Source organism: Saccharothrix sp. NPDC042600, assembly GCF_040647305.1.
Taxonomy (GTDB): domain Bacteria; phylum Actinomycetota; class Actinomycetes; order Mycobacteriales; family Pseudonocardiaceae; genus Actinosynnema; species Actinosynnema mutabilis.
This window is the reverse complement of record NZ_JBEZBW010000001.1, coordinates 97,738-111,343: the sequence shown is the minus strand read 5'-3', so window position 1 is coordinate 111,343 and position 13,606 is coordinate 97,738. Positions and strand designations below refer to the sequence as shown.

Below are 13,606 nucleotides of genomic sequence, written 5' to 3'. Positions count from 1 at the left end.
CGTCGTCGCGGGACCGCCACCCCACCTGGCGTCAGTTGCCCAGGCGCTTGGTGCCGTACTGGGAGATCCAGTGGTTGCCACCGACGTTCATGTCCGCCAGGACCTCGACGGAGTCACGCGTGGCCTCCAGGCTCATCGAGCCCTGGTTGGAGCCCGCCAGCTCGTAGGTCCACGTCTGCCCGACCGGGACGGTGCGGTCGGCCAGCGGCACGTCGTGGAACCCGAACCGGATGATGTAGTGCGACTCGCCGTTGCCGCGCGGGACCTCGACGTAGTCCTGCTGCGGGTGCCCGTACTGGACCGACGCCCGGTAGTGGTGGTCCACCGAGCCCGAGGGCGCCCGGAATTTCAGCACCAGGCAGTCGGTGTGCACAGGCGCACTGCTGGTGTTGGTGAAGATCAGCTTGCGGTTGCCGTAGAAGGTGCCGCCTTCGAGCTGCACCTTGACCGACAGGCCGACGTTGCTCTTGAAGCCGGTGTTCAGCGGCTCGTCCAGGACCGGGTTGCGGCTGGGCACGGTGTAGTCCGTGCCACGCCGGCACCGCTCCAGGGGCGAGCCGTCCACCGACGACGGGCCGTCCGGGTACTGCTGGCCGTGGGCCGCCGGTCCCGCGCTCACGGGGGACGTGACCGCGACGACGTTCGCGCTCGCGGGCAGCGAGGACACGACGAACGCCGCGGACAGCGCGAGACCGGCGACTCCGGTCGCGGAGCACGTCAACTTGGCCGACTTCTTCATGGTGTGCCTCCGTAGGATCGGAAGGAAGCTCCCGGGGAAAAGGCCCACCGGGGGCTGGAACACCGTGGCGGCGGCGTCTTCGGACGGGTGAGACGGACTTCGTGCCGACGTTTGGCGGTGGTCAGCTGGTCAGAGTCCACTTCTGGCTGTTCCAGGTGCCGCAGTCCCACAGGTGCAGGCGGGCGCCGTCGGCGGTGCTCTGGCCTTCGATGTCAAGGCAGCGGTTGGACTTGAGGTTCTTCAGGGTGCCGTTCGACTGGAACGCCCACTTCTGGCTGTCCCACGGGCCGCAGTCCCACAGGTGGGCCTTGGTGCCGTTGGCCGTGGCGCCGCTCTCGACGTCGATGCACTTGCCGCCGGACTTGAGCTGCTGGCCCTCCAGCGTCCACGTCATGGAGGGCACGGTGGCGCACGCCCACTGCTGGATCGCGGTTCCGTTCGCCGTGCCGCCGCCCGCGCGGTCGACGCACTTGGCGGTCGCCCCGTTGACGATCCGGCCGCCGGTGACCGGGTCCGGGTTGGTGCCGCCGGGGCCCCAGGCGTTCCAGTTGTCCCACGTCTCGGCGTCGAAGCCGAGCCGACCGAGCTGGTCCGCGGCCCAGTTGGTGCCCGCCTTGTCGATGACGGTGCCCCCGACGGTGTAGTTCTCCAGCTTCAGGCCGCGGCTGTCCCGGGTCTCGTTGCCCAACACCACCTTCTGCCCGCTGCTGTTGCTGTACCGCTTGAGGAGGCTCACCTGGGATGACGGGTCCAGGTGGCTCCATGCGTCGATCCTGAGGTTCTTGACGTGGATGTTCTCGGTGCTGGACAGGGCGAAGACGCGGATCGCGCAGTTGGTCATGCCCTCGACGGTGATGTTCTCGAAGGTCATGTTCCTCACCCACGAGCTGGGGTTCGCCGTCGTGGTCGAACCCATGTTCTCCCAGTGCGAGGAAGAGTTGAGGATGCAGGTGTTGTACTTGACGTCCTTCCAGTACATCCGGTTGTGGATGACATGGGTGTTGGTGACCCGCACGTTGTCGATGTTGCGCGGGGTCCACCCCCACTGGATGACGGGGCCGTTCTCGTTCTTCCAGATGACGGTGTTATCGATGGTGACGTCGCTGTGGTACATCTTCAACACGTCGTCGTTGGCGTTGAAGAACGTGTTCTTCATGGTGCTGCCGCGGTACAGCTCGATGCCGTCGGTCTGCCAGTACCAGGAGCCGACCTGCTTGTAGTTCTCGACCCGCATGCTGAAGGTCTGCTCGTCGCCGTAGACGACGAACGAGTGGTACGGCGGCTCGTTGACGGTCACGCCCTGCAGGTCCAGGTGTTGCTGCCGACCGTGGGCCGAGGCGAACTGGAGCATCTTCACACAGGTGGAGTGGCAGTTCGACGCGCCGGAGAGGTGGTCGTAGTTGTTGGCGGTGTCGGCCTCGTAGACGTACTGCTCGCCGGAGAGCACGCCGTAGCCGGTCACCTTGTAGAGGCCCTGGCTGTTGTCGGGGAAGCGGATCGCGCCCTTCACGTACGCGCCGGGGGCGAGGTAGACCCACTTGACCTGCTTGGGCAGCAGCGCGTGGTACTTCGAGGTCATGTAGTAGGTGCCGGGCCGGAAGTACACGATCTCCTCGCTGATCGTGTTCAGGTTGGTGACCTGCCCCTGCGGCGGGTAGTAGGTGCTGCCCGAGGCCGAGGTGGGGACCAGCCGGTCCCGCTCGGCGCCCGAGGGCGTCGGTTCGGCGAAGACCATCATGGAGTTGCGGGGCTCGGTGTGGATGGCGCGGTTGCCGTTGCCCGGGGAGGTGGTGAGCTTGCCGGCGTCACCGGCCGGGCCGGACATGTCGTTGTACGCCGTGTAGAGCTGCGGGTCGAACTCGACGGAGAAGCGGTGGCCCGCCGCGTTGTAGGGGACCTTGATGCGGACGGTGTCGCCGTCGACGAGCTGCTTGGCGAAGTCCAGCCCGCTGGGCTTGATCTTGACCTGGTCGGTCGAGGAGATGCTCTGGCCGGTGCGCAGGGACACATCGACCCACACGTCGGTGCTGTACTGGAAGGACGACCAGCTCATCGTCAGGTTCGCCGAGGAGGAGAACTCCGCGCCGTCCTCCTTGGTGTAACCGATCTTCCCCTTGCCGCTGCGCGGGATGCTCATGTACGTGAACGAGTCGTACCTGGTGGCCGGCGCGGCGGCGGTGGCGACCTGGACGTCGTAGAACGACGAGCGCCTGACCTTGTCGCTCGCCACCGGGCTGCTGGTGTTGAACTCGTGGTTGTCGTGCCACCACGTCTTGAGCTGGTCGCTGTCGGCGGTGGAGACGGCGGCCTGGGCCGGTGGCGCGCCCACCCAGGCGGGCGCGAGGGCGCCGACCAGGGCGAGCGCCAGGCCGGCGACGAGTGCCGCCGGCCGAGACGTTCTTGCTGCGGGCATGGCAGGGTCCTCTTCTCATCATTGGGAAGGGCGTGCTGATGCTCGTGCGCGTGGTGCTACTTGCTGTGGATCGATCGCATGAAGACGTGGGCCGACCACGGCTCCATCGCGATCCGGCCGTTCACAACGGACGGCTCGTCCGTGTTGGACAGCAGTAGGTCGGTGGTGGACCATTCGCCGTCCAGGGTGGCGGTTTGCGGTGTCCCGCTCAGGTTGGCCACGACGAGCACCCGATCCTCGCCGAGGGCTCGTTCGTAGGCGTAGAGGTACGGCTCGTCGGCCAGGAGCATCCGGAAGTCGCCGCGGGCGATCACGGGCAGCGCGTGGCGCAGTTCGATGAGCCGTCGGTAGTGGTTGAAGACGGACTTCGGGTCGTCGTACTGGGCCTGGGCGTTGAGCCAGGTGTGGTTGGGGTTGACCGGGAGCCACGGCCGGCCGGTGGTGAACCCGGCGTTGGGCGTCGCGTCCCACTGCACGGGGGTGCGGGCGTTGTCGCGGCCCATCGCGCGCAGGCCGCGCAGCACTGCTTCCGGGTCGGCCCCGGCGGCGACGGCCTCGCGGTAGTGGTTGAGCGATTCGACGTCGCGCAGCTCGTGCACGTCGGCGAACGGCGCGTTGGTCATGCCCAACTCTTCGCCCTGGTAGACGTACGGGGTGCCGCGGTGCAGGTGCAGGACGGTGGCCAACGCCGTGGCCGACTCACGCCAGAACGCGCCGTCGTCGCCGAAGCGGGAGACGACACGGGGCTGGTCGTGGTTGTTCCAGTACAGGCTGTTCCAGCCGACATCCCCCAGTCCGGTCTGCCACCGGCCCAGCGAGGCCTTGAGGTCGCGCAAGTCCAAGGGTTTCGGGTCGAACTTGCCGCCGGGGCCGTGGTCGAGGGAGACGTGCTCGAACTGGAACACCATGTCCAGCTCGCGCCGCGCCGGGTCGGTGAAGAGCCGGGCGTCCTCCCAGGTGACGCCCGGCATCTCCCCCACGGTCAGCAGCCGGCCCGACCGGCCCTCGAACACCTCGCGGTGCATCTCCCGGAGGAACTCGTGGATGCGCGGCCCGGTGCCGTAGTGCGGGAACCCGTCACCGAGACCGCCGGTCCCGGTGGTGGCGCCGTCGGGCAGGGCCGGGTCCTTGGAGATCAGGTTGATGACGTCCATCCGGAAGCCGTCCACGCCCCGGTCCAGCCACCAGCGCATCATCTCGTACACGGCGTGGCGGACCTCGGGGTTCTCCCAGTTCAGGTCCGGCTGCTTGGGCGCGAACAGGTGCAGGTAGTACTCGCCGGTCGGCTCGTCCTGGGTCCAGGTCGGGCCGGAGAAGAACGACTCCCAGTTGGTCGGCTCCGCGCCGGGCTGCCCGGCCACGAACCCCTCGCGCGGCGGTCGCCACCAGTACCAGTCGCGCTTCGGGTTGTCCCTGGACGACCGGGACTCCACGAACCACGGGTGCTCGTCGGAGGTGTGGTTCACCACCAGGTCCATGATCAGCTTCATGCCGCGGGCGTGCACCTCGGACAGCAGGCGGTCGAAGTCGGCCAGCGTGCCGAACGCGGGGTCGATGGCCCGGTAGTCGGAGATGTCGTAACCGTTGTCGGCGTGCGGCGAGGCGTAGACGGGAGACAGCCAGATCACGTCGACGCCGAGCCGTTCCAGGTGGTCCAGCCTGCCGATCAGGCCGGGCAGGTCGCCGACGCCGTCGCCGTCGGAGTCGGCGAAGCTGCGCGGGTAGACCTGGTAGACCACGGCCGAGGTCCACCAGGGGGCCGCGTCCAGGGTGGGGGCGACCGTCTGGTCGAGAGTCATGGATGTCCTTCGTGGGGAGTTATTTGACCGCGCCGAGGTTCACGCCGCGCATGAGCGTGCGTTGGAAGAGCAGGAAGAACACCAATGCCGGCAGGATGCCCGCCAGCGACGCCGCGGCCAGCGCCGTGGGATCGCTGGTGTACTGGCCGCTCAACGCGCCCAGCGCCACCGACACGGTCTGGTTGTCCGCCGAGGGCAGCAGCACCAGGGGCAGGAAGAAGTCGTTCCAGGTCCAGATGAAGAAGAACGTCATCAGCACGGCCATCGTCGGCCTGGTCAGCGGCAGGACGACGTGCCGCAGCACCTGGAACCGGGAGGCGCCGTCCAGCCGGGCGGCCTCCAGCACCTCCGGCGGGAACGTGCCCAGCACCGAGGACAGCATGTAGGTGCCGAACGCGCTCTGCAGCACGGCCAGGATGACGACGACGCCGGTCATGGTGTCGTAGAGCCCGAGGTCGCGGGTGAGCACGAACAGCGGGTACACCAGCGCTTCCTGCGGGATGGTGAACGCGAGCATGAACAGCGCGAGGATCCACACCCGGCCGCGGATGCGCCCGATGCCGATGGCGAACGCCGACAGCAGGCTCAGCGCCACCGCGATCAGGGCCACGCTGCCGCTGATCACCACGCTGTTGAGCAGCTTGCGGTTGAAGTCCACGCCGCCCCAGAAGTCCACCAGGGCGGAGAAGTCCAATCCGGTGGGCAGCGACACCGGTCCGTTGGCGATGTAGTCCGGCGCGGGCTTGAACGCGTTGATGACCGCGATCCAGAACGGGAACAGCATCAGCAGGCCGACACCGGCGACCAGGGCGAGCACCACCCAGCCGCTGACGCCGCGCTTGCGGCGCTTGACCTTGCGCACGGTGGGCGCGGGAGGCGTTGGCTGGACCACGGCCGGCTTCTCCAGGCTATCCACGGCCATCTTCGAACCCTTCGGAGTTGCGGGTCTGGTAGCGCAGCAGCGCGACCGCGACGACCGAGATCATCAGCGCCAGCACGGAAGCCACCGCGGCGCCGTAGCCGACCTTGGTGGTGGTGAAGAAGTTGGAGAAGGAGAAGTAGGCGGGCACGATCGTGCTGGTGCCCGGCCCGCCGCGGGTGAGCACGAAGATCGGCGCGAACACCTTCAGCGCGGCCACCGAGGTGGTGATCAGCACGACCGCGATCTCCGGGCGCAACTGGTTGAGCGTGATGGTGCGGAACTGCTGGAACCAGCTCGCGCCGTCGAGTTCGGCGGCCTCGTACAACGCCGGGTCCACCCGGGACAGCCCGGCCATGAACACCACCACGGTGTAGCCGATCTGGAGCCACACCAACACGTTCATCACCGCGTAAATGGCCAGGTCGGAGTCGCCGAGCCAGTTCTGCGCCAGGCCGCCGAGCCCGACGTCGCGCAGGGTGGTGTTGATGATCCCGTACTGCGGTTGGTACATCCACTTCCACAGCACGCCCGCGACCGCGATCGGCAGGATCTGCGGCAGGTAGTAGGTGGCGCGCAGGAAGCTCGCCACCTTCGACCCGAACTTCGGCGAGATGAAGTTGAACAGCACGGCCGCGACCACCACCCCGATGGCGGTCGGGAGGATCGCCATGGCCACGATGAACGCCACGCTGTGCCGGAACGACGCCCAGAACAGCGGGTCGCCCAACAGCCGTTGGTAGTTCTCCAGCCCGATGAACACCGGGTCGCCGACGCCCCGGAAGGACGTGAGGCTGTACCAGAGGTTCATCCCGAACGGCACGGCGACGACGGCGAGGAACCCGATCGCGCCGGGCAGGATGTACCACCAGTAGCCGGCCCTGCGTTCGGTCGTGCCCTTGCGCGCCCGGCGAGGCGCGGCGGCGCGCGTGGCTGTGGTGATCGAGGACATGGCGATCCTTTCGGCCGAGGCCGGTCAGGCGGACGGCTTGCCGGCGTCGTAGGCGGCCTTGATCGCCTCCACCACCTGTTGCGGGCTCGCGTCACCGCCGACGAGGTTCGTGGTGTTGGCCAGCAGCACGTCGTTCAGCCCGGCCACCGGCCAGTCGGGGTACCAGGCCAGGCCGCCGTTGTCGCCGGCGAGCAGCTCGGTGAACCGCTCCCCCACCAGCAGGCCCATCGCGGAGCTGGCCGCGCCGGGCTCGGCCGCGACCGGCACGCCGCCCTTGTCGGCCAGGAGGTTCTGCACCTCGGGCCGCTGGGTGATCTGGATGAAGTCGTAGGCGAGGTCCTTGTTCTTGGCCTTCGCGGGCACGACCCACAGGTTGCCGCCGGAGCCGGGGTGCAGCTTGTTGCCGGGGAACAGGAACTGACCGGTCTTGAACGTCGGCTGCTCGGCGATCTGCCCGCCCCACCAGGTGCCGGAGACGAACATCGGGTACTGGCCCGCGATGAACGCGTTGCCCGCGTCCTGGGCGGGGATGCCGGTGGAGTCGGTGCTGATGTACTTGCGCTCCACCCACTGGCGCATGGTGGTGGCGGCCTTCTCCCACGCCGACCAGTCCGCCTGGCCCTCGAACCGCTGGTAGGCGGCCAGCGACTTCTGGTCCATGTGCGCGAGCGCCAGCGAGTACAACAGGTGCGGGCCGGGGTAGTCGGCCGAGCCGAGCGCCAACGGCGTGACGCCCTTGTCGGCGAAGGTCTTCAGCGCGTTCTCGAACTCGGCCAGGGTGGTCGGCACCGGCACGTTGTGCTGGGTGAAAAGGTCCTGGTTGTACCAGACGCCGACGTACTCGCCGTAGTTCGTGACCCCGTACCGCTTGCCCGAGCCCATCAGGCCCTTGTCGTCGTACAGGCCGACCTGCTGGGCGGTGTTGTCCACCTTCCAGCCCCGGCTCTTGGCCACCTCGGTCAGGTCGGTGAGCAGGCCCGCCTTGGCCACGACGCCGGCGGTGGCGTTGCCCTTGAGGTACTCCAGCACGTCGGGGGTGTCGTCGGAGTCGAGGATGAGCTGACCGGACTGCTGCATCTGCTCGTAGGTCTTGAGCTCCTGCTTGACCGTGACGCCGGGGTGCTCCTTCTCGAAGATCGAGATCGCGTGCTTCCAGGCGGCCGACAGCGCGCTGTCGTCGGACTCCCACCACCACACCTTGAGCGTGTCGGGGTCACCGGAGTCACCTCCGCTCGAACACCCGGTCATCACCAGCGCCAAGGCGGCGGCCACCGCGGTGACCAGCCGTAGGGGGTGTTTGCGCATGTCGGTCCTCCAGAGTCGCGACGGCGGCGTCGCCTACCGGGGTTTTCTTTGTCGCAACATTAAGGGTGACGCCACTGTAACCCGTCAACCCGCAGCTAGTCACGTTTTCGTCACGCAGGAGGTCTTGTCAGGTAGTTTCGCGGCGGTACTATTGCGGCTCACCACCCCTACCTCGACGAGGAGCGCACGGTGCTCGACGCCGCCTCACCCTGGGCACCCCTGCTGCCCTCCGCCCGCCGCGTGACGCTGGAGGTGCTCCTGCACGGCCCGCTGGCCCGGTCGGAGCTGGCGGACCGGCTGGGCCTGTCGACGGCGAGCCTGACCCGGCTGACCAAGCCGCTGATGGACGCGGGCCTGCTGCGCGAGGTGGACACGCCGAACCTGCGCGGCGGCGGCCGGCCGTTGCAGCCGCTGGACGTCGACCCGGACGTGCAGCGGTTCATCGGCATCAAACTCGCCGGGTTCCGCGCCTATGCCGTGCTGACCAACCTGCGCGCGGACATCCTCGACCACGCCTCCGTCGAGATCGCCGACCAGGACGTCGAGTCGGTCGTGGCCCGGATCGCCGAGCTGGTCGCGTCACTGGACGACCCCGCGCGACCGGTCGCCGCCGTCGGCATCGGCATCGGCGGCGTGGTCCACGAGTTCGCCCGCGTCCAGCGCGCCGTGTTCCTGCACTGGAAGGACGTGGACCTGAGCGCGGCGGTCTCGCGCGCCACCGGCAGGCCGACCGTGGTGTCCAACGACCTCGACGCGCTGCTGGAGGCCGAGCACTGGTTCGGCGACGGCCGGGACGTGGACAGCTTCGCCGTGCTCACCATCGGCGCGGGCGTCGGCGGCGGCCTGGTCATCCACGACCGCCTGGTGGGCGGCCCGGACTCCGGGCTGGGCCTGCTCGGCCACTTCCCCGTCGACCCCTTCGGCCCGATCTGCCCCGAAGGCCACCGCGGCTGCGTGAAAGCGCTGCTCACCACCGACGGCATCCAGTCGCAGGCCGCCCTCACGCTGGGCCGGCCCGTCACCTACGACGAGGTGCTCGACCTCGCCGAGGCGGGCAACGCCGTCGCCGACCAGATCGTCGGCCGAGCCGCCCACGCGTTCGGCACGCTGATCGCGGCCGTCGCCAACATCGCACAGCCCGAACGGATCATCCTCACCGGCGAGGGCATCCGCCTGGCCCAGGTCGCCGAGGCGCGGGTGCGGGCGACCATCGCCCAGTCCCGGCACGCCGAGGCGTCGCCGATCGACCTGCGGTTCATCAACGACGACCCCACGCTCTGGGCCCGCGGCGCCGCCGCCGTGGCGATCCAGCGCACCGTCCTGGCCGTCCTGCCCCTGCGGGCCGGCTGACCACACCCGATCCCGATCCCCCCACGGCGCGCACCGCCGTGGCGATGGCGCACGCCCGCCTCCGCCGAGGCCCGCTCAACGAGGAGCACTCATGCGACCACCCGGACCACGCGCGGCGATCGCGCTCGCCGCCGCGGCCTGCCTGCTGTCCGCCCACCCCGCCGCCGCCCAACCCGCGGCCCAGTCCGAACCGCCGGGCGCGCCCGGCGCGGCGGCCACCTGGACCACCGGGGACAAGGACGGCATCGGCACGTCCACCACCACCGGCTCGAAGGTCTGGTACACCCTCACCGACGGCACGCTCAGCGAGATCTACTACCCCAGCGCCGACACCCCCAACTCCCGCTCCCTGGAGTTCGTCGTCACCGACGGGAAGTCCTTCGCGCAGCGGGAGACCGAGAGCACCACGCGCACCACCGCACTGGTCGACCAGCGGTCGCTGACCTACCGGCAGACCGCCACCGACGCCGCCGGGCGCTGGACGCTCACCAAGACGTACATCACCGACCCCGCGAGCGCGACCGTGCTCGTCGACGTCGACTTCCGCTCCCACAAGGGCACGGACCTGCGGCTGTACGTGCTGTTCGACCCCCAACTCGCCGGCGACTCCGGCAACGACACCGGCCGCGCGACCCGGGACGCGCTGACCTCCGTCGACACCCACCTGCCCGACCGGCCCGTGGCCGCCGCCCTGGTCTCCGGCACCGGCTTCACCGCGACCTCCACCGGCTACGCCGGCACCAGCGACGGCCTGGCCGACCTCGCCGCGAACTTCACGCTCACCGCCCGCCACCCCAAGGCCGGTCCGGGCAACATCGCCCAGGTCGCCCAACTGCCCACCGGCCGCAGCGGTGCCCGCACCACCCTCGCGATCGGCTTCGCCGCCGACGAACAAGCCGCGCTGACCGCCGCACGGGCCGGCCTGCACCGGCCGTTCGAGGTCACCAAGCGCTGGTACCAGCTGGGCTGGCACCTCTACACCGCCTCGCTCAAAGCCGCGCCCAAGCAGTTGAGCGGCGACCTGCTCGACCAGTACTGGGCCTCGGTCATGGCGGTCAAGGCGCACGAGGACAAGACCCACCCCGGCGCGTTCTCCGCGTCGCTGACCATCCCGTGGGGCCAGGCCGTTCCCGCCGACGGGGCGTCCGGCGGCGGCACCGGCTACCACTTCGTGTGGGCGCGGGACCTGTACCACCAGGTGTCCGCCCTGCTCGCCGCCGGTGACACCGCCGCCGCCCGGCGGGCCGTGGACTGGCTGTTCACCCGCCAGCAACGCCCCGACGGCAGCTTCCCGCAGAACTCCAAGGTCGACGGCACCCCCGACCAGACCAACGTCCAGCTCGACGAGACCGCGTTCCCGATCCTGCTGGCCTGGCAGACCAAGCGGTTCGACGCCGCGTTCTACCGCGACCACGTCGCCAAGGCCGCCGACTACCTCGTCCAAGCCGGTCCCCGGACGCCGCAGGAGCGGTGGGAGGAGACCGGCGGCTACTCGCCGTCCACCCTGGCCGCCCAGATCGCCGCGCTCACCGCCGCCGCCGACATCGCCGACCGCGCCGGCGACCCCGACGGTGCGGCCTTGTACCGGGCCACCGCCGACTCCTGGCAGCGCCAAGCCGAGCGGTGGATGGTCACCACCACCGGCCCGCTCGGCGACGGCGAGTACTACATCCGCATCTCCGGCAGCGGCAATCCCGACGACGGCGCCACCCGCAACTGGGCCAACGGCGCCGGGGTGCACCCGGAGAACGCGTTGGTCGACGCCGGGTTCCTGGAACTGGTGCGACTCGGCGTCAAAGCGCCCGACGACCCGGCCGTCGCCGGGTCGCTGCCCGAGGTGGACGCCTCGATCAAGGTGAGCACCCCCAGCGGTGAGCTGTGGAAGCGCTACACCCACGACGGCTACGGCGAGACCGCCGACGGCGCGCCGTGGACCGGGGTCGGCATCGGCCGCCCGTGGCCGCTGCTGTCCGGTGAGCGCGGCGAGTACGAGCTGGCGGGTGGCCGCGACGCGCTGCCGTACCTGCGCACGATGGCCGCGACCGCGAACAGCGGCCGGATGATCCCCGAGCAGGTGTGGGACCAGCCCGACCCCACCCGGCACGGGCACGTGTTCGGCAAGGGCACCGGCTCGGCCGCGCCACTGGCGTGGGCGATGGCGCAGTACGTCCGGCTGGCGCAGGGCATCGCCGCGGGCCGGCCCGTCGAGACGCCCGCCGTCGTGGCCGACCGCTACCGCACCGGCCCCGTCGCCACCGCCGCACTGACCCTCGACGGCCCCGAGGACCTGTCCACCGCCACCGGCCGCACCGTCCGCGTCCACGGCACCACCGACGCCTCCAGCGTCGTCGTGGCCGTCGGCCCGGTGAAGAAGCGCGTGGCGGCCGACGGTGGCCGGTTCAGCACCGAGGTGGAACTGACCGGCATCGACAACACCATCAGCGTCGCCGCAGTCGGTGCCAGCGCCACCGCGTACGAACGGCGCACCGTGCTGTCCTACGGCGAACGCGTCGGCGGCCTCACCGACCCCGTCGGCGACGACCACGGACCCGGCACCTACGTCTACCCGACCAACAGCGCGTTCAGCCCGAACAGCTTCGACCTCACCAGGTTCGACGTGTTCCGCGACGGCGACCGGGTCCGGTTCGTCACCCGCGTGGCCGGCGCGATCACCAACCCGTGGGGCGGTAACGGCATGAGCGTGCAGCGGGTCAACATCCTGCTGCGCGACCCGGCTTCCGGCACAAGCAGCTCCCCCGGCCTGCCCGGCACCAACACCGCCACCGACGGCACGTGGCAGCGCGCGGTCGTGGCGGACGGACGCTACGCCGACCAACCACTGTCACTCGGCGTCTACGACCCGGCCCTGACCAAGGTCTCCGCAGCCGAACTGCGGGTGGTGCCCGCCACCCACGACATCGTGGTCACCGTGCCCGCCTCCGCGCTCGGACTCGACATCGCCACCGCCGGCTACCAGGTGTCGATCTACTCCAACGCCGAACCCGGCGAGGGCATCGGCCTGGTGCGCCCCGTCTACAGCAAGGCCCACTGGGACAACGGATTCCCGTGGACCAAACAATTCCGCTTCGGCGGCGGCGCGGGCGAGCAGAGCTTCGACCAACCCAGCCGCGACACCGACACCCGCGACCCCAACACCATCGACGTCATCACCGGCGACGCCAACCAGTCCACCGTCCTCGACTGGACCACGACCACCCCGGTCGTGCTGCCCTTCGTGACTTTGCCTGGACCAGATGCCTCTGCCGCAATCGCTCTGCAGGGCGACGGCACGGCGACCGCCTGCTGCTCCAACCGGGTGGTGAGGCCCCGCCTGTTGGTTGAGGTACCGCCAGAGCAGCACCGAGCCTTGCTGTACTTGGTGCATGAGTGATCCGCTGAGTTTGGCTGCCACCGCTGCAAAGATCGGCTCGGCCGTTATAGCCAGCCGCTATCGCCCCAATGGCCAGCAACGCGTCGGAGGACGTGAAGAGCGGCGACACGTGTACACGCGCTTCCAAGAAGCAGTGGTGGCCTATGTCATCCAGATTCGCGACAGTCGGGTCTCGCCTGAGCTCATGAAGCTTGAGTTCGATGAGCGGAAGCCCTATATGGACGCTCTGCTCAGAGCAATGACCGAGTTTGCCCAGGCCCTCCACGAGCTCCGGCTTGTGGGAAACCCGGAGCCAATCGAAGCGGCTGAAATCGTCTGCCAGGCAGTTGCCGACTCGTTCGAATCTGCCGCTGCTCGCCGTGAGGCGTTGACAGATGCCGAAATGAGGTTGTACGTCAACGCGATGCACGATTTTACGAGCGCTTGCCGGGAGGACCTGTGGTATCAGCCGCGCTGGTGGCAGCCTTGGCGGAGCGGATGGCGCAAGGCACTTAGGGTGCGCCGGCAACGACGACGGACAATGAAAGAAGGCCGAGTTGAATCTCGACCGGTCGGCCAGCTTCGCCCGGAAGCAGAGGTCAGCAAGAATGGGCAAGACGTTGCATTCGGAGGAGCACAGCTCACCAGCAACTTGTTGAGCGGCACTTCGGATGTTGTTGTCCAGACACGTGACGTCAGCGGTGTTGTATTCCACAAGAAGAAGCGAGGCCACAAGTCTTAAGAGCTTGTCTCACGTCG

General features: G+C 69.1%; 9 protein-coding genes. 3 read left to right on the top strand and 6 right to left on the bottom strand.

From position 1 onward, the window contains the following. Positions 1-31: 31 nt before the first annotated feature. The 6 genes from AB0A74_RS00430 to AB0A74_RS00405 form a co-directional block, all read right to left on the bottom strand. A complete protein-coding gene (locus AB0A74_RS00430) occupies positions 32-739 on the bottom strand; it encodes a hypothetical protein (RefSeq protein ID WP_358246721.1) in 708 nt (235 codons plus the stop codon). 121 nt (positions 740-860) lie between these two features. Further along, positions 861-3,152, bottom strand: a complete 2,292-nt coding sequence (locus AB0A74_RS00425) for a family 49 glycosyl hydrolase (protein ID WP_358246720.1) — start codon at positions 3,150-3,152, stop codon at positions 861-863. Between the two features lie 56 nt (positions 3,153-3,208). Then, the gene (locus AB0A74_RS00420; RefSeq protein ID WP_358246719.1) at positions 3,209-4,951 is read right to left on the bottom strand and encodes an alpha-glucosidase; all 1,743 of its coding nucleotides are present in this window, start codon (positions 4,949-4,951) and stop codon (positions 3,209-3,211) included. A 19-nt stretch (positions 4,952-4,970) separates the two neighbouring features. After that, positions 4,971-5,873, bottom strand: coding sequence for a carbohydrate ABC transporter permease (locus tag AB0A74_RS00415; RefSeq protein WP_358246718.1), 903 nt, complete (start codon positions 5,871-5,873; stop codon positions 4,971-4,973). Beyond that, the gene (locus AB0A74_RS00410) at positions 5,860-6,822 is read right to left on the bottom strand and encodes a sugar ABC transporter permease (protein ID WP_358246717.1); all 963 of its coding nucleotides are present in this window, start codon (positions 6,820-6,822) and stop codon (positions 5,860-5,862) included. The genes AB0A74_RS00415 and AB0A74_RS00410 overlap by 14 nt, the downstream gene beginning before the upstream one ends. A gap of 24 nt (positions 6,823-6,846) precedes the next feature. Further along, positions 6,847-8,127, bottom strand: coding sequence for an extracellular solute-binding protein (locus AB0A74_RS00405; RefSeq protein ID WP_358246716.1), 1,281 nt, complete (start codon positions 8,125-8,127; stop codon positions 6,847-6,849). 189 nt (positions 8,128-8,316) lie between these two features. Between AB0A74_RS00405 and AB0A74_RS00400 the strand changes: the two genes are divergently transcribed. The 3 genes from AB0A74_RS00400 to AB0A74_RS00390 all read left to right on the top strand — a co-directional run bounded on the left by AB0A74_RS00400 (position 8,317) and on the right by AB0A74_RS00390 (position 13,589). Next, complete coding sequence (locus AB0A74_RS00400; protein WP_358246715.1) at positions 8,317-9,477, top strand: ROK family transcriptional regulator; 1,161 nt, start codon at positions 8,317-8,319, stop codon at positions 9,475-9,477. A gap of 91 nt (positions 9,478-9,568) precedes the next feature. Continuing rightward, positions 9,569-12,868 (top strand): glucan 1,4-alpha-glucosidase, encoded by a 3,300-nt coding sequence (locus AB0A74_RS00395; RefSeq protein WP_358246714.1) that lies wholly within the window; start codon positions 9,569-9,571, stop codon positions 12,866-12,868. Continuing rightward, positions 12,861-13,589 (top strand): hypothetical protein, encoded by a 729-nt coding sequence (locus AB0A74_RS00390; protein ID WP_358246713.1) that lies wholly within the window; start codon positions 12,861-12,863, stop codon positions 13,587-13,589. Before AB0A74_RS00395 ends, AB0A74_RS00390 begins: the two co-directional genes overlap by 8 nt. Positions 13,590-13,606 lie beyond the last annotated feature (17 nt).